Source organism: Rathayibacter sp. AY1D9, from assembly GCF_002932395.1.
GTDB lineage: Bacteria > Actinomycetota > Actinomycetes > Actinomycetales > Microbacteriaceae > Rathayibacter.
Genome location: NZ_PSVQ01000001.1, coordinates 84204 through 106458 on the forward strand (window position 1 = coordinate 84204; position 22255 = coordinate 106458).

Sequence of the window (22255 nt, forward strand, 5' to 3'; positions counted from 1 at the left end):
AGAGATGCTCGCAGATGAGCAGAACCCCGAGAGCCGGTGGCGCGCGATGACCTGCACCGCGCGCCCCGGGGTCAGACGAGCTTCAGCTTCTTGCGGAGCGCCTGCACGTGCCCGGTCGCCCGGACGCCGTACTGCGCGAACTCGAGCGCTCCCTCGGCTCCGACGACGAACGTCGAGCGCAGCACGCCGACGACGGTCTTGCCGTAGAGGCTCTTCTCGCCCCACACCGCGTACGCGCGGTGCACGGTCATGTCGGGGTCGCTCAGCAGCGGATACGCGATGCCCTGGGCGTCGGCCCAGCGGCGCAGCGCCTCCGGGGCGTCCCGCGAGATCCCGAGGACCTCGTAGCCGGAGTCGCGGAGGGACGCCGCGTTGTCGCGGAAGTCGCAGGCCTCCGTGGTGCAGCCGGGGGTGTCGGCCTCGGGGTAGAAGAACAGGATGACGCGCCGTCCGCGGTATTCCGTGAGCGAGACGGGCTCGCCGTCCTGGTTCGGCAGCGTGAACTCCGGAGCGGAGTCGCCGACGGCGAGGCGCGCCTCGGCGGGGAGGGGGGAGAGGTCGGTCATCGTCTGCTTCCGTCGGTCGTGGCGAAGGTGGTCAGGAGGCGCTGGAGCGAGTCGAGGCGCTCCGGTCCGCTGGCGCCCAGCAGTCCGCCCTCGACAGCCTCGATGATGGCGCAGTCGGGGGAGTCGGGCAGGTGCGTGCAGCCGCGCGGGCAGTCCCGGGCGATCACGGCGAGGGTCGTGAACGCGCCGAGGATGTTGTCGGTGTTCACGTGGCCGAGTCCGAACGAGCGGACGCCGGGGGTGTCGATGACCCAGCCGTGCCGGTCGCCGCGCTCCACGCGGAGCGAGACGGTGGAGGACGAGGTGTGCCGACCGCGGCCCGTCACGGTGTTCACGCGCCCGATGGCCCGGTGCGCGTCCGGGACGAGCTTGTTCACGAGGGTGGACTTGCCGACTCCGGAGTGCCCGACGACCACGGTCTCGTGGCCGAGGAGGGCGTCGGCGATCTCGTCGACCGGCGGCTCGTCCTGGCTCGAGAGGAACACGCGGAGGTCGAGCCCCTCGAAGTTGCGGAGGAACGGGGCCGGGTCCGCGAGGTCGGTCTTGGTGATGCAGAGCATCGGAGTGATCCCGGCGTCGAAGGCGGCGACCAGGTAGCGGTCGACCAGCCGGGTCCGGGGCTCGGGGTCGGCGGCGGCCACCACGCAGAGCATCTGGTCGGCGTTGGCGACGATCACGCGCTCGATCGCGTCGGTGTCGTCGGCGCTGCGGCGGAGGAGGGTCGACCGCTCGCGGATGCGGACGATGCGGGCGAGCGTCCCCTCGTCGCCGCTGGAGTCCCCGACCACGTCGACGCGGTCGCCGGCCACGATCGCCTGGCGCCGCAGCTCGCGGGCCCGGGCCGCCGTGAACTCGTGCTCCTCGGGCGTCCCGTCGCCGATCATCACCGTGTAGCGACCCCGGTCGACGCCGAGCACCATCGCGATCTCTGCGTCCTCGTAGGCGGGCCGGTTCTTGGTCCGGGGCTTCGTGCCCTTCGGGTTCGGGCGCACCCGCGCGTCCGACTCGTCGTACCCGTCGAAGTCGTCGAGAGCACCGTCGGCGTCGAGGCCGCTGTCCGTCCACCACGACACGGGTCAGACCGATCCGGCGAGGGTCGTCCACAGTTCCGGGAACTGGGGGAGGGTCTTCGCTGTCGTCGCGACGTCCTCGATCACCACGCCGGGGACCACGAGGCCGATCAGGGCGCCGGCGTGGGCCATGCGATGGTCCGAGTAGGTGCGCCAGCGGCCGCCGTGGAGCTCGGCGGGCTCGATGCGCAGACCGTCCTCGAGCTCCGTGACCCGGCCGCCGAGGCCGGTGATCTCGGCGGCGAGGGCGGCGAGGCGGTCCGTCTCGTGGTGACGGATGTGGCCGATCCCGGTCAGGGTGCTGGGAGTGGAGGCCAGCGCGGCGAGGGCGGCGAGGGCGGGGGCGAGCTCGCCTCCCTCCGACAGGTCGAGGTCCACGCCCAGGATCTCGTCGCCGCCCGTGACCACGAGGTCCTCGCCGTCGCGCTCGACGCGGGCGCCGAACAGCGGCAGGATCCGCTCGAGGTGCGCCCCGACCTGCGTGGTGACGGCCGGCCAGTGGCGAAGCCGGACGCGGCCGCCCGTGACGAGGGCCGCAGCGAGGAACGGCGCGGCGTTCGAGAGGTCGGGCTCGATCAGCACGTCGGCGCCGGCGATGGGCTGCGGCGCGACGGTCCACTCGCCGTCGGCGGGCGTGCCGACCTCGACGCCCCGTGCCGCCAGTGCGGCGACGGTCATGTCGATGTGGGGCCGGGAGGGGACGGCGCTGCCCTCATGGCGCAGGTGCAGTCCCTCCTCGAAGCGGGCGCCGGCCAGCAGGAGCGCCGAGACGAACTGGCTCGACCGCGAGGCGTCGACGACGACGTCGCCGCCCCGGACGGCCCCGGAGCCGTGGACGGTGAAGGGGAGCGCGCCGCGGCCGTCGTCGGCGACGTCGACGCCGAGCGCGCGGAGGGAGGCGATCGTCGCCCCCATCGGCCGCTTCGCCGCGTACGCGTCGCCGTCGAAGGTGGTGGGGCCGAGCGCGAGGCCGGCCAGCGGCGGGACGAAGCGCATCACGGTGCCCGCGAGCCCGCAGTCGATCGTCGTCGAGCCGAGCAGCTCCTCCGCGGGCTCCACGACCAGGTCGGCGCCGAAGCCGCCGGTCGAGCCGGACTCCCGGATCGTGGTGCCGAGCGAGCGCAGCGCCTCGATCATCAGGGCGCTGTCGCGGGAGTGCAGCGGCGCCCGCAGCGTGGAGGGCCCGTCGGCCAGAGCGGCGAGCACCAGCTCCCGGTTGGTCAGCGACTTGGAGCCGGGCAGGCCGACCTCGGCGTCGAGAGCGCCGGCCGCGAGGGGTGCGGGCCAGGCGTCGTCGCCGGGGAGCGCACGGGCGTCGCCGTACGGATCGAACTCGGGGGCGGAATAACGCGAGAAGACCATCGGTTGTCAGGATAGTCGGCGCGCAGGGCGTCGTCAGGAGCGTGACGGAGGCGGAGCATGACGGCAGCACCCCCGGTCCTCCGGAGCAGCAGGCCCGTCGCCCGGAGGCGCCCTCGTGCCGCAACCCCGGTCGTCCGCCGCGCCGCCGCTCTAGAATCGCTCGTGATGACTCGCGACGACGAACCCCGCACCACCCCCGCCGACGAGGCTCCCGAGCCCGCCGACGCGGAGCAGACGATCGTGGAGACCGTCGAGGAGTCGCTGGACGACGCCCCGGTCGAGGCTCCCGTCGATCTCCGCTCCCTCTTCGAGCAGCAGGCGCTGCCCTTCATCGACCAGCTCTACGCGGCCGGTCTGCGGATGACGAAGAACCCCTCCGACGCGCAGGACCTCGTGCAGGAGACGTTCGCGAAGGCGTTCGGCGCGTTCCGCCAGTTCGAGCAGGGCACCAACCTGAAGGCCTGGCTCTACCGCATCCTCACGAACACGTTCATCAACTCGTACCGCAAGAAGCAGCGCGAGCCCTACCAGAGCGCGATCGACGAGCTCGAGGACTGGCAGCTGGGCGGCGCCGAGTCGACCACGGCCACCTCCAGCCGCTCGGCCGAGGCGGAGGCGATCGACCACCTCCCCGACACCGCGGTGAAGGAGGCGCTCCAGGCGATCCCGGAGGACTTCCGGCTCGCCGTCTACTTCGCCGATGTCGAAGGCTTCTCCTACCAGGAGATCGCGGACATCATGAAGACCCCCGTCGGGACCGTCATGAGCCGGCTGCACCGCGGCCGGCGCATGCTGCGCGAACGACTCACCGACTACGCACGCGAGCGCGGATTCCGCGCCGCATTCACTTCCGGGAGCACGAAATGACCGACAGCGGCTGCACGAAGGCGAAGGCCGAGCTCGAGGAGTACCTCCACAACGAGCTGTGCAAGGAGGACGCCGCCGACATCCGCGAGCACATGGCGGGATGCGTCGACTGCGCCGATGAGGCGAAGGTCGGCGTGGTGCTGACGGTCGCCGTGCAGCGGGCCTGCAAGGAGACGGCGCCGGAGGACCTCCGCGCCCAGGTGCTCGGCATGCTCCGCGACGAGCACGCCGCGCACTCCCAGGCGCCCGCCCGCCTCTAGGCGCCGCACGACCCGGGGAGCCCCGGCCGTTCGAGACCTCCCGCGCACCGCGGGCCCTCGAAGGGCCGGGGCTCCGTCGTGTCCGGCGGCCTCCGGGCGCCGCGGCACCCGCACGTCGCGCGCGCTCCTGCCGGTCTCTGCGGGCCTGCGGTCAGGCACGGTCCGCCCGCAACGCGACGGGCCCGCCGGAACACGAGGTTCCGACGGGCCCGACCGCGTCGTGCGGACCGCGGGTCAGCGGGTGAGCGCCCGCGACAGCAGGTCGGCCTGCTCGGAGGCGTGCCGCTTGGCCGAGCCGGCCGCGGGGGAGGCCGCGGACGGGCGCGAGACCACGCGCATGGACCGGCCCAGCTTCGGAGCGACCTCGAGGGCCATGAACGGCCAGGCGCCCTGGTTCTCGGGCTCGTCCTGCACCCAGACGAGCTCCGCGTCCGGGTAGCGCTCGGCGATGCCGCGCAGCTCCTCGATCGGCGCCGGGTAGTACTGCTCGACCCGGACCAGCGCGATGCCGTCGTCGGGCTTCTTCTCGAGCTCCGCCTTGAGGTCGTAGTGGACCTTGCCAGCGTGGAGCAGGACGCGCTTCACGGCGGAGGCGTCCTGGATCCGCGCGTCGTCGATCACCGGCTGGAAGCGGCCCGAGGTGAAGTCCTCGACCGGGCTCGAGGCTCCGCGCAGGCGCAGCATCGCCTTCGGGGTGAAGACGATCAGCGGGCGGCGGGGCCGGGAGTAGGCCTGGCGGCGCAGCAGGTGGAAGTAGGACGCCGGCGTCGACGGGCGCGCGACGGTCATGTTCCGCTCCGCGCACATCTGCAGGTAGCGCTCGATCCGCGCCGACGAGTGGTCGGGGCCCTGGCCCTCGTAGCCGTGCGGGAGCAGGAGCACGAGCGACGAGCGCTGGCCCCACTTCTGCTCGGCCGAGGAGATGAACTCGTCGATCACGATCTGGGCGCCGTTCGCGAAGTCGCCGAACTGCGCCTCCCACAGCACGAGCGAGTCGGGCCGCTCCACCGAGTAGCCGTACTCGAACGCCATCGCCGCGTACTCCGAGAGCAGCGAGTCGTAGATCCAGAGCCGGGCCTGCTGCTCGGACAGGTTCATCAGCGGCAGCCACTCCTGGCCGTTCTCGCGGTCGTGGAGGACAGCGTGGCGCTGGACGAAGGTCCCGCGGCGCGTGTCCTGGCCGACGAGGCGCACCGGGGTGTCCTCGAGCAGCAGCGAGCCGAGCGCGAGCAGCTCGCCGAAGGCCCAGTCGATGGAGCCTGAGCGGCTCATCTCCTGGCGCTTCGCCAGCAGCTGCTGGAGCTTGGGGTGCACGGTGAAGCCCTCGGGCGGCGTCGTGAACGCGTCGCCGATGCGGGTGACGACCTCGGTCTTCACGCCGGTCACCTCGGGCTCGCCCGGGTAGTCCTCGCCCTGCTGCGCGTCGGGCAGCTCGAGGTCGGCCACGGAGTCGCCGTCGACGGTGATCACGGGGATCGCGCCGGTCTGCGCGGCGTGGGTCTCGGCGAACGCGCGCTCCAGGCGGTCCTGGAAGTCCTGGTGGGCGCGGTCGTACTCCTCCTCGGTGATGTCGCCGCGGCCGACGAGCGCCTCGGTGTACAGCTTGCGGACCGAGCGCTTGGCCTCGATCAGGCTGTACATCAGCGGCTGGGTCATCGAGGGGTCGTCGCCCTCGTTGTGCCCGCGCCGGCGGTAGCAGATCAGGTCGATGACCACGTCGCGGTGGAACCGCTGGCGGTACTCGAACGCGAGCTGCCCGACGTGGACGACCGCCTCGGGGTCGTCGCCGTTCACGTGGAAGATCGGCGCCTGGATCGTCTTCGCGCCGTCGGTCGAGTAGATCGAGGTGCGGGCCTCGTGAGGGGGAGTCGTGAACCCGACCTGGTTGTTGATGTTGATGTGGATCGTGCCGCCGGTGCGGTACGCCCGCAGCTGCGACATCTGCAGGGTCTCGACCACCACGCCCTGGCCCGCCATCGCGGCGTCGCCGTGGACGAGGATCGGCAGCGTGGTGAAGGTGCCGATGGGCTTGCGGTCCTGCTTGGCGCGGACGATGCCCTCGAGCACGCCGTTCACGGCCTCGAGGTGCGAGGGGTTCGCCGCCAGGTAGACCGGGATCTCCTCGCCCGCAGCACCGCGGAAGGTGCCCTCGGTGCCGAGGTGGTACTTCACGTCTCCGGAGCCCTGGACCGTGCGCGGGTCCTGGGTGCCCTCGAACTCGCGGAAGATCTGACCGTAGGTCTTGCCGGCGATGTTGGTCAGCACGTTCAGGCGGCCGCGGTGGGCCATGCCGATCGCCACCTCGTCGAGGTGCTCGTCGGCCGCGCCCTGCAGGACGGCGTCGAGCAACGCGATGAGCGACTCCCCGCCCTCGAGCGAGAAGCGCTTCTGGCCCACGTACTTGGTCTGCAGGAAGGTCTCGAAGGCCTCGGCCTCGTTGAGCTTGCCCAGGATGCGCAGCTGCTCGTCGTGGCCCGGCTTCTCGTAGCCGCGCTCGAGCTTCTGCTGCATCCAGGCGCGCTGCTCCGGGTCCTGGATGTGCATGTACTCGACGCCGACGGTGCGGCAGTACGAGTCGCGGAGGATCCCGAGGATGTCGCGCAGCTTGAGCTGGCGCTTGCCGCCGAAGCCGTCCGTGACGAACTCGCGGTCGAGGTCCCAGAAGGTGAGGCCGTGGCTCTCGATGGCGAGGTCGGGGTGCGAGCGCTGCACGTACTCCAGCGGGTCGACGTCGGCCATCAGGTGCCCGCGGACGCGGAACGAGTTGATGAGCTCCTGCACGCGGGCGGTCTTGGAGACGCGCTCGGCGAGGTCGACGGCGATGTCCGTGGACCAGTGGATCGGGTCGTAGGGGATGCGCAGCGCGGCGAAGATGTCCTCGTAGAACCCGCGGCCGCCGAGCAGGAGCTCGTGCACGATCTTGAGGAACTCGCCCGAGCCGGCACCCTGGATGACGCGGTGGTCGTAGGTCGAGGTCAGGGTGATGGTCTTGCCGATGCCCAGCTCGACCAGCGTCTTCTCGGACGCGCCCTGGAACTCCGCCGGGTACTCGAGGGCGCCGGCGCCGATGATGCAGCCCTGGCCCTTCATCAGGCGGGGGACGGAGTGGACCGTGCCGATGCCGCCGGGGTTCGTCAGCGAGAGCGTGGTGCCCGCGAAGTCGCCGGCGACGAGCTTGTTGCCGCGCGCGCGCTTGACCAGGTCCTCGTAGGCCGAGAGGTAGGCCGTGAAGCTGAGCGTGTCGGCGCGCTTGATGCTCGGCACGAGCAGGGCGCGCGTGCCGTCGGGCTTCGGCATGTCGATCGCGATGCCGAGGTTGACGTGCGCCGGGGCGACGACCGCGGGCTTGCCGTCGACCTCGTCGTAGAACACGTTCTGGCTCGGGAAGTCCTTGAGCGCGCGGATGAGCGCCCAGCCGATCAGGTGCGTGAACGAGACCTTGCCGCCGCGGGTGCGGCGCAGGTGGTTGTTGATGACGATGCGGTTGTCGATCATCAGCTTCGCCGGGATCGTGCGGACGCTCGTCGCGGTGGGGATGCTGAGGCTGGCGTCCATGTTGGTCGCGAGGCTCTTCGCCATGCCGCGGAGCGGGGTGACGACGTCCTCGTCCGGCGTCGAGTCCTCGGCGGAGGGCTTGCTCACCGGAGCGTCGGCCGGGATCGGCTGCGCCTTCGGCTGCTTCGACGTGGTGCGGGAGGCGGGGGTCGACTCGGAGGAGGAGGCCGCGGCGGGATGGGTCACGGCGCCTCCGCCGCTCGACGAGACGCGCTCGGCGGCAGCGGCGGGCTTCGAGGCGGCGGGCGCGGGGGCCGCGGCGGGAGCCGGAGCCGGAGCGTCCTTGCCGGAGTTCGCGAGCTGGGCGCCGTAGCGCTCCAGGATAGGCCACCAGGACTCGTCCACCGAGGCGCGGTCGGCGCTGTACTGCTCGTACAGCTCCTCCACGAGCCACTCGTTGGCTCCGAAGTCCTCCGCGCCCTGCTCTGTTCCTGCTCCGGTCAACTGGCTCGACACAGCCGATCGCCCACTCTCTCCGTTGATTCGTCCTCGATCATCCGGACGGGCCCGTCGCATCCCTCGGCGCCTGCCACCGCGGCGGAGGAGGTCCTCCTCGCACCAGCGGGAACCGGTGCCGTCGCCTGGTCCCGTCCCGGTCGCCAAGCCTAGCCCCGTTCACTGCACGGCCGACCCGGGGCCGCGCCGGAGTAGCGTTTCCCCCATGCGTTTCTCCGGCGGAACACCCTCAGGCGACCTCACCTACTCGGACGTCTTCCTCGTCCCCGGCCGCTCGTCGGTGACGAGCCGCCTCGACGTCTCGCTCGCCCCGGGCGACGGCACCGGGGCGACGATCCCCGTCGTCTCCTCCAACATGAACTCGGTCACCGGTCAGCGCCTCGCAGCGACGCTCGCGCGCCGGGGCGGGCTCGGCGTCCTCCCGCAGGACATGCCCCTGCAGGCGCTGGACGCCGCGATCCGCTGGGTGAAGCGCCAGCCGGTCGCCTTCTCCGGCGCCCTCACCGCCTCGCCGGCGACGACCGTGGAGGAGGCGCTGCGCATCCTGCCGGCCGTCGCCGGCCACGGCTTCGTGGTGCAGGAGGAGGGCGGCGCGATCCTCGGCTGCGTCCCGGCCTCGCGCCTGGCGACCGCGCTGCCGGACGCGCGCCTGGGCGACCTGGTGCACTCCGCCACCCCCTCGATCGACGCCGACGACGTGCCCACCGCGCGGGCCGCCTTCGACCTCATGGTGGCCGCCGACCTCGACTTCGCCCCCGTGCTGCACCACGGCGCCCTGGTCGGCACGCTGTCGCGCACCGGCGCCCTCCGCTCCACCGTCTACGACCCGGCGCTCGACGCGGACGGGCGTCTGCGCGTCGCGGCGGCGATCGGCATCAACGGCGACGTCGAGGCGAAGGCGCGCGCGCTCGTCTCCGCGGGCGTCGACGTCCTCGTCCTCGACACCGCGCACGGCCACCAGGAGGGGATGCTCCGGGCGCTCCGGACGGTCTCCGCGCTCGATCTCGGAGTGCCGATCGCGGCGGGAAACGTCGTCACGGCCGACGCGGTGCACGATCTCGTCGACGCGGGAGCGGACATCCTCAAGGTCGGCGTCGGCCCCGGCGCGATGTGCACCACCCGGATGATGACCGCGGTCGGCCGCCCGCAGTTCTCGGCCGTCCTCTGAGACGGCCGAGCGCGCGCACGAGCTGGGCGCCCACGTCTGGGCGGACGGCGGGGTGCGCTACCCGCGCGACGTCGCCCTCGCGCTGGCCGCGGGCGCCGCCTCCGTGATGATCGGCTCCTGGTTCGCCGGCACGATCGAGGCGCCGGGGGAGCTGCGCAGCGACGCGGCCGGCCGGGTCTACAAGGAGAGCTGGGGCATGGCCTCGGCCAAGGCGGTGCAGGAGCGCTTCGACCGCCTCGACGCCTACGAGCTCGCCCGCAAGCGCCTCTTCGCCGAGGGCATCTCCTCCTCCACCATCTACCTCGACCCGTTGCGGCCCTCGGTCGAGGACCTGCTCGACATGATCACCTCGGGGGTCCGCTCGTCCTTCACCTACGCCGGCGCCCGGAGCGTGGCCGACTTCCACGAGCGGGCGCACGTGGGCCTGCAGTCGGCCGCGGGCTACGAGGAGGGCAAGGCGCTGCCGGTCAGCTGGTGAGCGGGCGCCGCGTGCTAGAACCGAGCCCATGACCATCGTCGACAACGCCGTGTACGTCGACGGCCGCCGCATCCGGAACCCCGACTCGCTCGAGGACACCTTCGAGCTGATGCGCGACGAGCACGGCATGGCCTGGATCGGCCTCTACCGCCCGACGCGCGAGGAGGTCGAGGCGGTCGCCGACGAGTTCGGGCTGCACCCGCTCGCCGTCGAGGACGCGCTGAGCGGGCACCAGCGGGCCAAGCTCGAGCGCTACGACGACGGGCTCTTCGTCGTGCTGCGGCCGGCGCGCTACGCGGACGCCGCCGAGACGGTCGTCTTCGGCGAGCTGCACGTCTTCGTCGGCCCCGACTTCGTGGTCACCATCCGGCACGCCGATTCCCCGGACCTCGCCCGCGTGCGCCGCCGCCTGGAGGAGGATCCGGCCCTTCTCGCCCGCGGGCCCGAAGCGGTGCTCTACGCGATCCTCGACCAGGTCGTCGACGAGTACGCGCCGGTGGTGTTCGGCGTCCAGGGCGACGTGGACGAGATCGAGGACCAGCTCTTCGGCGACGACTCGGACGACGGGCTCTCGGAGCGCATCTACCGGCTCTCGCGCGAGGTCATCCACTTCCAGCGCTCGGTGCAGCCGCTGACCGCCCTGCTGCACGAGCTGCTGCAGGAGTCGACGCCCGTGGAGGGGGAGCCCTCGCCCTCGCCGGAGCGGATCGAGCTGCGCCGCTCCCTCCGCGACGTGCTCGACCACACCATCCGCGTGACGGAGGCGGTCGACTCCCTGCGCGCGATCCTCGACAAGGCGCTCACGGTGCACTCGACGCTCGTCTCGCGCCGGCAGACCGAGACCGGGCTCGCCCAGAACGACGTGGTCCGCAAGATCTCCTCGTGGGCGGCGATCCTCTTCGCCCCGACGCTGGTGGCCGGCATCTACGGGATGAACTTCGACGACATGCCGGAGCTGCACTGGCGCCTCGGCTACCCCTGGGCGCTGGGCCTGATGGTGCTGTTCGGCTTCGCGCTCTACGCGGTGTTCAAGCGGAAGAAGTGGCTCTGAGCCGCCGCGTCGGAGCACGCCCGGCAGCGCTCCGCGGCGGGTAGACTCGGCGCCACAATGGACGACCCTCCCTCTGCGCATCCGGCCCGTTCCGCTCGCCGCCGTGCTCCTCGGACTCCCGCTCGACGCTCCGGTTCCGCCGCTCCGCCGGCCCGCACTGTCCGGCTCTTCTCGCACCACCCTCTCGTGACCGGGGGCGACCACCGTGGGAACTGAGTGGCTCCTCCTCGGCGTCGGCCTGCTGCTGACCCTGGGCACCGGCGTCTTCGTCGCCAGCGAGTTCGCGCTGGTGAACCTCGACCGGGCCGACCTCGAGGCCCGTCGCGACCGCGGCGAGACGCGCCTGGGGATGACCATCGCGGCCCTGCGCGTCACCTCCACGCACCTCTCGAGCGCGCAGCTGGGCATCACGCTCACGACGCTGCTCACCGGCTACACGATGGAGCCCGCCCTCTCGACGCTGCTCCAGGAGCCGTTCAGCGGACTCGGCATCCCGGAGGAGGCGCTCGCTCCGGTCATGACGGTGGTCGCCATCGTCATCGCGACCCTGCTGTCGATGATCCTCGGCGAGCTGGTCCCCAAGAACTTCGCCCTCGCCCTGCCGCGGGCGACCGCGAAGCTCGTCGTGCCGCTGCAGACCGCGTTCACGACGGTGTTCCGCCCGGCCGTCGCCCTGCTGAACGGCAGCGCGAACGCCCTGCTGCGCCTGGTCGGCATCGAGCCGAAGGAGGAGCTCTCGGGCGCCCGCAGCGCCGAGGAGCTCTCGAGCCTCGTGCGCCACTCCGCCAGCGCCGGACTGCTCGAGGAGGACACGGCCGACCTGCTCGGGCGCACCCTCCGCTTCTCCGCCCTCACCGCGGGCGACGTGATGACGCCGCGCCTGCGCCTGTCGACGGTCGAGCGCGCGAGCACCGCGCAGGACGTGCTCGACCTCGCCCGCACCACCGGGTTCTCGCGCTTCCCGATCACGGACGACGACATCGACGACATCGTCGGAGTCGTGCACGTCAAGCAGGCCGTCGCCGTGCCCCGCGGCAAGAGGTCCGACGTGCCGGTCACGGCGCTGCGCTCCGAGCCGCTCCGCGTCCCCGAGACCATGAAGCTCGACGTGCTGCTCACGGAGCTGCGCGGACGCGGCTTCCAGCTCGCGGTCGTCGTCGACGAGTACGGCGGGACGGCGGGCGTCGCCACGCTCGAGGACCTGGTCGAGGAGCTGGTCGGCGAGGTCGCCGACGAGCACGACCGCTCCCGGGCCGACGTGGTCAAGCTCCCCGGCTCCACCACCTTCCCCGGCATGCTCCGCCCCGACGAGGTCCTCGACCGCGCCGGCGTGCACATCCCCGAGGAGGGGCCCTACGAGACGGTCGCCGGATTCGTGATGAGCGAGCTCGGCCGCCTCCCCGCCGTCGGCGACCGGGTCGACGTCGAGGGCGGATCTCTGCGCGTCGAGCGCCTGGACGGCCGCCGCATCGACCGCCTCCGCTTCACGCCCGATCCCGACGCGGATCCCGACGGGATCCCCGACCCGCTCGCCGACGTCGCCCGCGGACACCGCGGACGGAAGGAGTCCGACGATGAGTGACTGGGCCGGAATCGCCTGGCTCGTGGTGCTCCTCGCCGCGAACGCCTTCTTCGTCGGAGCGGAGTTCGCGGTCATCTCCGCGCGCCGCTCCCAGATCGAGCCCCTCGCGGAGAGCGGACGCCGCAGCGCGATCACCGCGCTCGCCGCGATGGAGCACGCCACACTGATGCTCGCGACCACGCAGCTGGGCATCACCGTCTGCTCGCTGCTGATCCTCAACGTGAGCGAGCCGGCGATCCACCACCTGCTCGAGGTGCCGCTGCACGCCGTCGGCATCCCCGACGAGCTCTCCGGCACCGTCGCCTTCGTCATCACGCTGCTGATCGTGTCGTTCCTGCACGTGGTGCTCGGCGAGATGGTCCCCAAGAACATCTCGTTCTCGATGCCCGACCGCGCCGTGCTCCTCCTGGCGCCGCCGCTCGTCGCCATCGCCCGGGTCCTCCGCCCGATCATCGTCGCCCTCAACGCGGTCTCGAACGGAGTGCTCCGCCTCTTCAAGGTGGAGCCCAAGGACGAGGCGAACAGCACCTTCACGCTCGAGGAGGTGCAGACGATCGTCGACCAGTCCACCCGCGAGGGCACGCTCCGCGACTCGACCGGGACCCTCCTCGCCGCGTTCGAGTTCACCGAGAAGAAGGTCCACGACGTCGCCCTGCCCCTCGACGGGATCGTCAGCCTCCCCAGCGGAGCGACTCCCGCCGACGTCGAGCGCGCCGTCGCCAAGCACGGCTTCTCGCGCTACGTGATCCTCGGCGAGGACGGCACCCCCGAGGGCTACATCCACCTCAAGGACGTCCTCGACCTCGACGGCGACACGGAGGGCGCCAAGTTCCGCCTCCCCGTCCCCGCCAAGCGCATCCGCCAGCTCGCCTCGATCTTCGAGGCCACCGACCTCGAGGACGCCCTCGCGATCATGCGGCGCACCGGCGCCCACCTCGCCCGGGCGTTCGACGAGCAGGGCCGCGCCACCGGAGTGCTGTTCCTCGAGGACATCATCGAGGAGCTCGTCGGCGAAGTCGACGACGCCACCCGCCGCTAGGCGCGGGCAGCGGAGGGGCCGTCTGCGGCGTTGTCGTCGGGCGCGATACCGCCGGTATCGCTTCCTCCTCCGCCTTGCATCCGACCCCTCCGCGGCCCGCGCCCGCGGGTGCTGGAGGGGGCGTTGTCGTCGGGCGCGATACCGCCGGTATCGCTTCCTCCTCCGCCTTGCATCCGACCCCTCCTCGGCCCGCGCCCGCGGGTGCTGGAGGGGGCGTTCGCGGCGTTGTCGTCGGGCGCGGTACCGCCGGTACCGCTTCCTCCTCCGCCTTGCGACTGCCCCCTCCAGCACCCGCGCCCCTCTGGAGCAAGGGGAGAGGGGTGCGGCTGCGCCGGCACCAGTGCGCTGCGCCGGAACCGGGCGGATCCGCCGCAGGGCGACGTAGGGTGGCGGGATGGGTGAGCGGGTCGGGACGGCGGAGGCGGCGCGGAGCATCAGGGTGCCGCGGGAGGACGACGACAAGTACACGCGCGGGGTGCTGGGGATCGCGACCGGGTCGGAGCGGTACCCGGGAGCGGCGGTGCTCGGCGTCGAGGCGGCGGTGCGGACGGGAGTCGGCATGGTCCGGTACCTCGGACCGGAGCGGCCCGCGGGACTGGTGCTCGCCCGGCGGCCGGAGGCCGTGACCGCGGTGGGGCGCGTGCAGGCCTGGCTCGTCGGCTCCGGCACCAGCGCCGAGGACCGCAGCGACGAGGAGCGGCGCACCCTGATCGAGCAGCTGCACTCGGGAGTCCCGGTGGTGCTCGACGCGGGCGCGCTCGACCTGATCGACGAGGCCGCAGGCCCGGTCGTCATCACGCCGCACTACCGCGAGCTCGCCGGAGTGCTCGGCCGAGCGGGTCTGGACGCGGACGCCGCGACGATCGCCGAGGCCCCGGGGGAGTGGGCGCGCCGGGCGGCGGACGGCCTCGGAGTCTGCGTGCTCCTCAAGGGCGGCACCACCCACGTCGTCGCGGGCGGCGTCGAGCTCGAGGTCTCCGGATCCACGCCCTGGCTGGCGACCGCGGGCAGCGGCGACGTCCTCGGCGGCGTGCTCGGCGCACTCCTCGCCGGTCGGGCCGCGGACGCCGAGGCGGCCGGGGCGACTCTGACCGCGGAGGACCTCGCCCCCGTGGCCGCCGCGGCCGCCGTCCTGCACGCGGAGGCCGGACGGAGCGCCTCCGCCGGCGGCCCGATCGCCGCGCTCGACATCGCGGAGCACCTGCCCGGAGTGGTCGCCGCACTCCTGCGCTGACACGCCCGTCGGACGAGCGCTGAACCGAACCGGGACCGCCGCCGTTGTCCTGGAGGAAGCGACGCCCGCGGCCCGGCTCACCGGCTCCGCACCGCCGCCTCATCGGGTGCTCGAAGCGAGCACCTCTACCGTCGGATCCGCCGCGTCCGCCTTGACCAGGAGAACAGACATGACCGCGAAGACCACGACTCCCGCCCGCTACGGCCTGACCCTCCTCGCCGGCGCCGGCACCCTCGCCGCGCTCGCCGCCTGCTCCAGCACCACCACGACCGGGAGCGACGCCGCCGACGCGGCGACCACCACCGCTCCGAGCACCGCCACCAGCTCCGCCCCCGAGGCGACCGGCGCCGCGTCCTCCGCCGCGAGCGGCAGCAGCTACGCCGACGGCACCTACGAGGCCGAGGGCGCCTACACCTCGCCCGGAGGGAACGAGAAGGTGGGCGTCTCGCTGACCCTCGCCGACGGCGTCGTCACCGACGTGACCGTGACCCCGGAGTCGGAGAACCCCACCGGCCAGCAGTACCAGTCGCGCTTCGCGGGCGGCATCGCGGGCGAGGTCGTCGGCAAGCAGCTCGACGAGCTGAAGGTCTCCAAGGTGTCGGGGTCCTCCCTCACCTCCGGCGGCTTCAACGACGCCGTCGAGACCATCAAGGCCGATGCCACGGCCTGACGCCCCGACGGTCCTCGGCCACGCGTGGCGGTTCGACGCGATCGGCACCGGCTGGCAGATCGACACCGCCGAGCCGCTCGAGCCCTCCCACCGCTCGCGGGTCGAGGCGCGCATCGCGGAGTACGACCGCACCTGGTCGCGGTTCCGTGACGACTCCGCCGTCTCGCAGCTGCGGGTCGGAGGCGAGCACGTCTTCCCCGACGAGGCGGCCGACCTCTTCGCACTGTACGACGTGCTCGACGAGCTGACCGGCGGGGCGGTCACCCCCTTCGTCGGCGGCTCTCTCGAGCAGCTCGGCTACGACTCCGCGTACACCCTCGTCCCGCGCGGACCCGCCGTCCCCGCTCCCTCCTGGGCCGGCGCCCGTCGCGGGGCGGCGGGACTGCGGGTCGAGCCCGGGACCGTCGTCGACGTCGGCGCCGCGGGCAAGGGCCAGCTCGTCGACCTCGTCCTCGAGGAGCTCGACGGAGCCGGGCCCGCCGTCGTCGACGCGAGCGGCGACCTCCGGGGCATCGGAGCCGGACCCGTCCGGGTCGGCCTCGAGCACCCGTGGGACCCGAGCAAGGCACTGGGAGTGGCGGTGCCCGGCGACCGCGCGCTCTGCGGCTCGGCGAGCAACCGCCGCGCCTGGGGCAGCGGCCTCCACCACGTCCTCGACGGGCGGACCGGAGCTCCGGTCGAGACCGTCGTCGCTACCTGGGCGGTGGCCGACACGGCCCTCGTCGCCGACGGGCTCGCGACCGCGCTGTTCGTCTGCCCGCCCGAGACCCTCGCCGAGCGCTTCGACTTCGAGTTCGTCCGCGTCCGCAGCGACGGCACCCTCCACTACTCGCCTTCCTTCCCCGGAGAGGTCTTCCGATGATCGGCACCTTCGACCGCGCCCTCGGCCGCGTCACCACCTACCGGCTGGTCTGGATGACGCTCGCCGCGCTCCTGCTCGTCGCCGTCGGGTACGCCGCAGCCGGCCTGATCTTCTCGACGCCGCTCGAGATCCTCGGCACGACGCTCGTCGCCGTCGCCTCGACGGCCCTGGTCAGCGCGGTCCTCGCGCGGCTGTTCCGCAGCCGCGCGCACCTCGAGTCCTCGCTCGTCACCGGTCTGCTGATCGCCTGCCTCCTCTTCCCGACGGCCGATCCCCGCGGGCTCGCCGTGATCGCGCTCGTCGGCGCGATCGCCGCCGCGTCCAAGTACGTCCTCGCCTGGCGGGGCCGCCACCTCTTCAATCCGGCCGCGGTCGCCGTGCTGATCATCGGCTTCACCGGGCTCAACGCCGGAGCCTGGTGGATCGCCAGTGGCGCGATCTGGCCGTTCGTCGTCGTGGGCTCCCTCCTGATCGTCGCGCGGGTCCGCCGCTGGGCCGTCTTCGCCGTCTTCGTCGTCGTCGCCGGCGGGGTGTCCGTGCAGCAGGCGGTGCAGAACGGCCAGGACCTCGGCGCCGCGGCGGCCCTGGTCCTCACGGCCTACCCCTTCGTCTTCGCCGGCGCCTTCATGCTGACGGAGCCGCTCACGCTCGCGCCGCGCCGCTCGCAGCAGCTGATCATCGCGGTCGTCGCAGCGCTCGTGGCGAGCGTCCCCTTCCACATCGGCGTCGTCTCCGCCACTCCGGAGCTGGGCCTCGTGGTCGGCAACGCCCTCGCGTTCGCCTTCGCATTCCGCCAGCGTCGGCGGCACACGCTCGAGCTCGCCTCTACCCGCGTGCTGGCGCCGGGCATTGCGGAGTACCGCTTCCGCTCCCGCTCGCCGCTGACCTTCGAGCCGGGCCAGTGGCTCGAGCTCGACCTGCCGCACCGCGCCGACAGCCGGGGCAGCCGGCGCACCTTCTCGGTCTCCTCCGCTCCGTCCGACGGCGAGATCGCGATCGCCCTGCGGATGCCGGAGAAGGCGAGCAGCTTCAAGCGCGCCCTCGCCGCGCTGGAGCCCGGCGACTCGCTCCGGGCGACGAGCGTCGGCGGTGACTTCGTCCTGCCGGCCGATCCCACCGTGCCGCTGCTGCTTGTGGCGGGCGGCATCGGGATCACCCCGTTCGCCAGTCAGCTCCGCTCGCTCGCGGATGGTCCGCGGCGGGACGTCGTCGTCGTGGTCGCCGCGCCGAGCCTCGCCGAGGTCGCGTACCGCGACCTGCTGCAGGAGTCGGGGGCCCGGGTCGTGCTCTGCTCGAAGGAGACGCCGACCGACCTGCCCGCACGGTGGTCGCACGTCACAGGCCGACTGACCGCCGAGCTGCTCGCGGACGCGGTGCCGGACGCCGGCCGCCGCGTGGGCTACGTCTCCGGGTCGCCGTCGTTCGTCGACTCGGTCCGCGGCGCCCTGCGCGGTGCCGGGGCGAAGCGGATCCGCACCGACGCGTTCGCCGGCTACTGAGTTCGTCGGGTCGCGACGCCGTCTGCTGACGCCCGGCGGCGACCGACGCCGCCGGGGGACCGATGCCCGGCGGGAGCGGCGCTCTCAGGCGGGCTCAGGTGCTGCCAGGGTCCCGTTCAGCGGCCCCTCTACAATGACGCGGTGCCGTCCTCCCCTCCTCGAGCGTCCTCCCGCCCCCTCGCCCGGCTGCGCGAGAACCGCGACTCCGTCGCCGTGCTCTGGGGCGCCTTCGCGCTGGTGCACGTGGTGCTCTCCCTCCTGGCGCTGTTCGCTCCGGGTCTGCCGATGGGCGACGTCAGCATCGTCTACAAGGAGTGGATGAGGACCGCCGTCGAGGGCGGCGGCATCGCCGGGATCGACACGGGCTGGGTCTACCCGATCCTCGCCTGGGGCCCGATCGCCGCCTCCTGGCTCTTCGGCTCGGCGGGCTACGACCTGATGTGGCTCGTCCTCGTCGCGCTCGCCGACGCCGCCGCCTTCGCCCTGCTGCTGCGCGGCCGGTCGGCACCGCGCCTCGCGGCGGCGCGCTGGTGGCTGCTGTTCCTCGTCCTCCTCGGGCCGATCGCCATCGGCCGCATCGACGCCTTCACCGCGCCGCCGGCCATCGCCGGGATGCTCTGGGCGGCGACCCGTCCGGGCGTCGCGGCGCTGCTGCTGACCGTGGCCACCTGGATCAAGGTGTGGCCGGCCGCGATCCTCGCCGCTGCCGTGCTGGTCCTGCGCGGACGGCTGCGGATGATCCTCGTCCCCGCGGTCGCCTCCGTGATCATCGTGCTCGCGGTCGTCCTCGTCGGCGGCGGGGACCAGGTCTTCAGCTTCGTCACCGACCAGACCGATCGGGGCCTCCAGATCGAGGCCGTCGTGAGCACTCCCTGGATGTGGCTGTCGGTACTCCCGGGATCGGGGAGCTACGTCTACTACGCCGCCGACATCAACACCTTCGAGATGCACGGGCCCGGCACCGAGTTCGCGGCGAGCCTGATGACCCCGCTGCTCGCTCTGGCCATGCTCGGCGTGGCCCTGCTGGGTGCCCGTGCTCTCGCCCGCCGGGCCGACCCCGCCAGGTTGTTCCCGCTGCTCGCGCTGACCTTCGTGGTCGTGTTCATCGACACCAACAAGGTGCTCTCGCCGCAGTACATCGTCTGGCTCGCGCCGCCGGTGATCGCCGGGCTGATCGCGTGCCGCGACGGCGCGTTCGACCGGCCCGCGAAGCTGACGCTCGTCACTGCGGCTCTGACCCAGGTGGTCTACCCGTACCTCTACCTCTTCCTCCTCTGGTCGCACTGGTGGATGGTGCTCGTGCTGACCGTGCGGAACATCCTCCTCGTGGTGCTGCTCGGCTGGCTGCTGCGCGAGCTGTGGAGGATGGGGACGGCGCGGGTCGTCGCACCCGGCGCCACGACTTCCGCGTCGTCGCTGACCGGCGAGACCCGCCTGGCGCCCCAGGGCTCGTAGGCTCGGAGGGCGCGGGGCCGGCACGCGGTGCGCGCAGTCAAGGAGGCACCCATGCTCGTCGCATTCTCGGTCGCACCGTCCGGGGGCGAGGCGCCCGACGCGTCCGTCCATGACGCCGTCGCCGCCGCCGTCCGCATCGTCCGCGAGAGCGGCCTGCCGTCGCGGACGACCTCGATGTTCACCGAGATCGAGGGGGAGTGGGACGAGGTCTTCGACGTCGTCAAGCGCGCGACGGAGGCCGTCGGAGCGTTCGGGACGCGCGTGTCGCTCGTCCTGAAGGCGGACATCCGCCCCGGCTACTCGGGCGAGATCGACGGCAAGATCGCCCGGCTGAACGACGCGCTGGGGGAGTAGCGGGTCCCCGCCACGACCTCTCGTGTCCGGGCGTGCTCGAATCGATTCGACATCCGTCCGATCCTGAGTAGCCTTGACCGGTGACGCTCTCGCCCGCTCGGACCCGCCTCGCCCTGCTCGCCCTCGCGATGGGGGGCTTCGGCATCGGCTCGACCGAGTTCGTCGCGATGGGGCTCCTCCCGCAGCTCGCCGCCGACCTCCTCCCCGGGGTCTGGGCCGCGAGCCAGGAGCAGGCCGTCTCGCAGGCGGGGATGCTGATCTCGGCCTACGCGCTCGGTGTCGTGGTCGGCGCCCCCACCATCGCCGCCGCAGCGGCGCGCTGGCCGCGCAAGAGGCTCCTCCTGACCCTCCTCGTCGCCTTCACCGTCGGGACGATCGGCTCGGCGCTGCTCCCGAGCTTCCCGCTCGTCCTCGCCGCGCGCTTCGTCGCCGCGCTTCCGCACGGCGCCTACTTCGGCATCGCCTCCCTGGTCGCCGCCGACCTGATGGGTCCCGGCAAGCGCGGCAAGGGAGTCGCGTTCGTCCTCTCCGGGCTCACGATCGCGAACGTCATCGGCGTGCCCGCGATCACCTGGGTCGGGCAGGTGGCCGGCTGGCGCAGCGCCTACCTCGTGGTCGCGGTGCTCTTCGCGCTGACCGTCGTGGCCGTCCAGCTGCTGGTGCCCGCGCAACCCGGGAATCCGGCGGCGACCGTCCGCAACGAGCTGCGGGCGTTCGGGCGCCTGCAGGTCTGGATGACCCTGCTCGTCGGCGCCATCGGCTTCGGCGGACTCTTCGCGATGTACAGCTACATCTCGCCGCTCGCGACCGAGGTGACGGGCCTGCCGCTCGGCGCGGTCCCGTGGATCCTGGTCGTCATCGGCCTCGGGATGACCGTCGGCAACCTCGTCGGCGGCTGGGCCGCCGACCGCGACGTGCGGCGGGCGCTGGTGGTGTTCTTCGCCGGCGTCGGCGTCTCGCTGATCGGGCTCGCGCTGTCGGCCTCGTCGGTCGTCGGGCTGGTGGTGTTCGCGTTCCTCTCGGCGGGCTTCTCGGCGGCCGCGTCGCCCGCGATCCAGACCCGGCTGATGGACGTGGCGCGCGACAGCCAGACGATCGCGGCCGCGCTCAACCACTCCGCCCTCAACATCGGCAACTCGGTGGGTGCCGCGCTCGGCGGCCTGACGATCGCCGCCGGACTGGGCTACCTGTCGCCCATCTGGGTCGGCGTGGGCCTGACCGCGGCCGGGATCGTGCTCGCCTTCGGCAGTATCGCGATCGACCGCGCCCGAGGCACGGTCTACCCGGTCCACCGCGAGCCCGCCCAGCCGGGCACCGGCGGCATCCCGGTCGACGCGCTGTAAGCAGAGCGCGGCCAGGGCCTCTGGAAGACTCTCGGCATGCGCGCCGTGAGCTACTCGTCCTTCTCCGCCCTCCCCGCGATCGTCGAGGTCCCGGAGCCCGTCTGCCCCGTCGACGGCGTCGTCGTCCGCGTCGCGGCGACCGGGGTGTGCCGGAGCGACTGGCACGCGTGGAAGGGGCACGACGACTCGGTCGTCCTGCCGCAGATCCCCGGGCACGAGTTCGCCGGGACGGTGATCGCGACGGGAGCCCAGGTGTCGCTCTTCGCGGTCGGTGACCGGGTCACGGCGCCGTTCGTGTTCGCCTGCGGCGACTGCGAGCAGTGCCGGGAGGGGGCGACGCAGGTGTGCCTCCGGCAGCAGCAGCCGGGATTCACCCTCGACGGGTCGTTCGCCGAGGCGGTGGCCGTGACGGGTGCGGACCTGAACCTGGTGCGCCTGCCCGACTCCGTCGGCTTCGTCGAGGCGGCCGGTCTCGGCTGCCGCTTCGGGACCGCGTACCACGCCCTGCACGAGCGCGGCCGGGTCGCCCCGGGGGAGTGGGTCGCGGTGCTGGGCTGCGGCGGAGTCGGCCTCTCCGCGGTGATCGTCGCGCTCGCGGCCGGGGCCCGCGTGGTGGCGTCGGACGTCTCCGCCCCGGCGCGGGAGGCCGCGGCCGCGCTCGGGGCGGTGACCGTCCCCGGAGGCGAGGGTGCCGCCGAGGCGATCCGGGCGGCGACCGGAGGAGGTGCCCATCTGGCGGTCGACGCCGTCGGAAGCAGCGTCACGGCGGAGGCGTCGATCGCCGCCCTGCGTCCGCGCGGCCGGCACGTGCAGGTGGGTCTGCTCCTCGGGCCCGACGCGGCACCGGCGATCCCGCTCGGCCGGGTCATCGCCCAGGAGCTGGAGCTGCTGGGCAGCCACGGCATCGCCCGGAGCGGCTACACGGCCCTCCTCGACGACATCGTCGCCGGCCGTCTGCGCCCCGCCGACTCCGTCGGCCGCACCATCGCCTTCGAGGACCTGCCCGCCGCTCTCGCCGCGATGGACGCCCCCGCCGCGACGCCCGGCATGACGGTCGCCGTCCTGGCCCCCTGACGCGGGCCCGCAGGAGCACTCGCAGTCCCGGTCCGGTGGGTCTCGATGCCCAGCGTCCCGCGGAATGTCGACCAGCATCGACCCGTTGTCCGTGCCTGGCGGGTCCCGATACGCCGCGTCCCGCGGCGACTCGACCGGCACGACTCGGGCACGCCCGCCCGGCTCGACTGCAGGAGCAGGTGGCCGCCGCTCGACGAGGTGGAGTCCGCCGACAGCGATCCGCGTGCCAGCGGATCGATGCCGGGCGACGCACCTCGCTCCGCGGAACGCACCACGTCGTGAAGCCGACCGCGCCGTGGCGGGCGGGGAC

Annotated in this window: 17 protein-coding genes and 1 pseudogene; 14 read left to right on the top strand and 4 right to left on the bottom strand. The window is 72.9% G+C overall.

Going from position 1 to position 22255, the window contains the following annotated elements; translation table 11 throughout:
• Positions 1-71: 71 nt before the first annotated feature.
• The 3 genes from bcp to aroA are packed head-to-tail and all read right to left on the bottom strand — an operon-like array spanning position 72 to position 2998.
• A complete protein-coding gene (bcp, locus tag C5C50_RS00350) occupies positions 72-566 on the bottom strand; it encodes a thioredoxin-dependent thiol peroxidase (protein WP_104225495.1) in 495 nt (164 codons plus the stop codon).
• A complete protein-coding gene (gene rsgA, locus C5C50_RS00355) occupies positions 563-1639 on the bottom strand; it encodes a ribosome small subunit-dependent GTPase A (protein ID WP_104224119.1) in 1077 nt (358 codons plus the stop codon). The genes bcp and rsgA overlap by 4 nt, the downstream gene beginning before the upstream one ends.
• A 3-nt stretch (positions 1640-1642) precedes the next feature.
• The gene (gene aroA / locus C5C50_RS00360; RefSeq protein WP_104225496.1) at positions 1643-2998 is read right to left on the bottom strand and encodes a 3-phosphoshikimate 1-carboxyvinyltransferase; all 1356 of its coding nucleotides are present in this window, start codon (positions 2996-2998) and stop codon (positions 1643-1645) included.
• Between the two features lie 165 nt (positions 2999-3163).
• Between aroA and C5C50_RS00365 the strand changes: the two genes are divergently transcribed.
• Complete coding sequence (locus C5C50_RS00365; protein ID WP_104224117.1) at positions 3164-3865, top strand: sigma-70 family RNA polymerase sigma factor; 702 nt, start codon at positions 3164-3166, stop codon at positions 3863-3865.
• Positions 3862-4125, top strand: a complete 264-nt coding sequence (locus tag C5C50_RS00370; protein ID WP_104224116.1) for a zf-HC2 domain-containing protein — start codon at positions 3862-3864, stop codon at positions 4123-4125. The genes C5C50_RS00365 and C5C50_RS00370 overlap by 4 nt, the downstream gene beginning before the upstream one ends.
• Before the next feature lie 234 nt (positions 4126-4359).
• On the opposite strand, the gene C5C50_RS00375 is transcribed toward C5C50_RS00370, so the two are convergent.
• Positions 4360-8136, bottom strand: coding sequence for a multifunctional oxoglutarate decarboxylase/oxoglutarate dehydrogenase thiamine pyrophosphate-binding subunit/dihydrolipoyllysine-residue succinyltransferase subunit (locus C5C50_RS00375; RefSeq protein ID WP_181133863.1), 3777 nt, complete (start codon positions 8134-8136; stop codon positions 4360-4362).
• A 205-nt stretch (positions 8137-8341) separates the two neighbouring features.
• On the opposite strand from C5C50_RS00375, the pseudogene C5C50_RS00380 reads away from it, so the two are divergent.
• The 12 genes and pseudogenes from C5C50_RS00380 to C5C50_RS00435 all read left to right on the top strand — a co-directional run bounded on the left by C5C50_RS00380 (position 8342) and on the right by C5C50_RS00435 (position 21945).
• Positions 8342-9782, top strand: a pseudogene (locus C5C50_RS00380) (GuaB1 family IMP dehydrogenase-related protein).
• A 28-nt stretch (positions 9783-9810) separates the two neighbouring features.
• The gene (gene corA / locus C5C50_RS00385; RefSeq protein WP_104272594.1) at positions 9811-10833 is read left to right on the top strand and encodes a magnesium/cobalt transporter CorA; all 1023 of its coding nucleotides are present in this window, start codon (positions 9811-9813) and stop codon (positions 10831-10833) included.
• A 205-nt stretch (positions 10834-11038) separates the two neighbouring features.
• On the top strand, positions 11039-12415 hold the full coding sequence (locus C5C50_RS00390; protein WP_104225499.1) for a hemolysin family protein: 1377 nt from the start codon (positions 11039-11041) through the stop codon (positions 12413-12415).
• The gene (locus C5C50_RS00395; RefSeq protein ID WP_104224111.1) at positions 12408-13454 is read left to right on the top strand and encodes a hemolysin family protein; all 1047 of its coding nucleotides are present in this window, start codon (positions 12408-12410) and stop codon (positions 13452-13454) included. Before C5C50_RS00390 ends, C5C50_RS00395 begins: the two co-directional genes overlap by 8 nt.
• A 394-nt stretch (positions 13455-13848) precedes the next feature.
• Positions 13849-14688, top strand: a complete 840-nt coding sequence (locus C5C50_RS00400; protein ID WP_104272595.1) for an ADP/ATP-dependent (S)-NAD(P)H-hydrate dehydratase — start codon at positions 13849-13851, stop codon at positions 14686-14688.
• A gap of 169 nt (positions 14689-14857) precedes the next feature.
• Positions 14858-15358: an FMN-binding protein gene (locus C5C50_RS00405; RefSeq protein WP_104272596.1), complete on the top strand. Its 501-nt coding sequence runs from the start codon at positions 14858-14860 to the stop codon at positions 15356-15358.
• The gene (locus C5C50_RS00410; protein WP_104272597.1) at positions 15345-16220 is read left to right on the top strand and encodes an FAD:protein FMN transferase; all 876 of its coding nucleotides are present in this window, start codon (positions 15345-15347) and stop codon (positions 16218-16220) included. Before C5C50_RS00405 ends, C5C50_RS00410 begins: the two co-directional genes overlap by 14 nt.
• Positions 16217-17719 (top strand): oxidoreductase, encoded by a 1503-nt coding sequence (locus C5C50_RS00415; RefSeq protein WP_104225502.1) that lies wholly within the window; start codon positions 16217-16219, stop codon positions 17717-17719. The genes C5C50_RS00410 and C5C50_RS00415 overlap by 4 nt, the downstream gene beginning before the upstream one ends.
• A 141-nt stretch (positions 17720-17860) precedes the next feature.
• Positions 17861-19174 carry a glycosyltransferase 87 family protein gene (locus tag C5C50_RS00420; protein ID WP_104225503.1) on the top strand — a complete coding sequence of 438 codons (1314 nt, stop codon included), beginning with the start codon at positions 17861-17863 and terminating at the stop codon, positions 19172-19174.
• Positions 19175-19225: 51 nt separating this feature from the next.
• Positions 19226-19528 (top strand): thiamine-binding protein, encoded by a 303-nt coding sequence (locus tag C5C50_RS00425; protein WP_104224449.1) that lies wholly within the window; start codon positions 19226-19228, stop codon positions 19526-19528.
• A gap of 128 nt (positions 19529-19656) precedes the next feature.
• Positions 19657-20871, top strand: a complete 1215-nt coding sequence (locus C5C50_RS00430) for an MFS transporter (RefSeq protein ID WP_104260233.1) — start codon at positions 19657-19659, stop codon at positions 20869-20871.
• Positions 20872-20907: 36 nt separating this feature from the next.
• On the top strand, positions 20908-21945 hold the full coding sequence (locus C5C50_RS00435; RefSeq protein ID WP_104272598.1) for an alcohol dehydrogenase catalytic domain-containing protein: 1038 nt from the start codon (positions 20908-20910) through the stop codon (positions 21943-21945).
• Positions 21946-22255 lie beyond the last annotated feature (310 nt).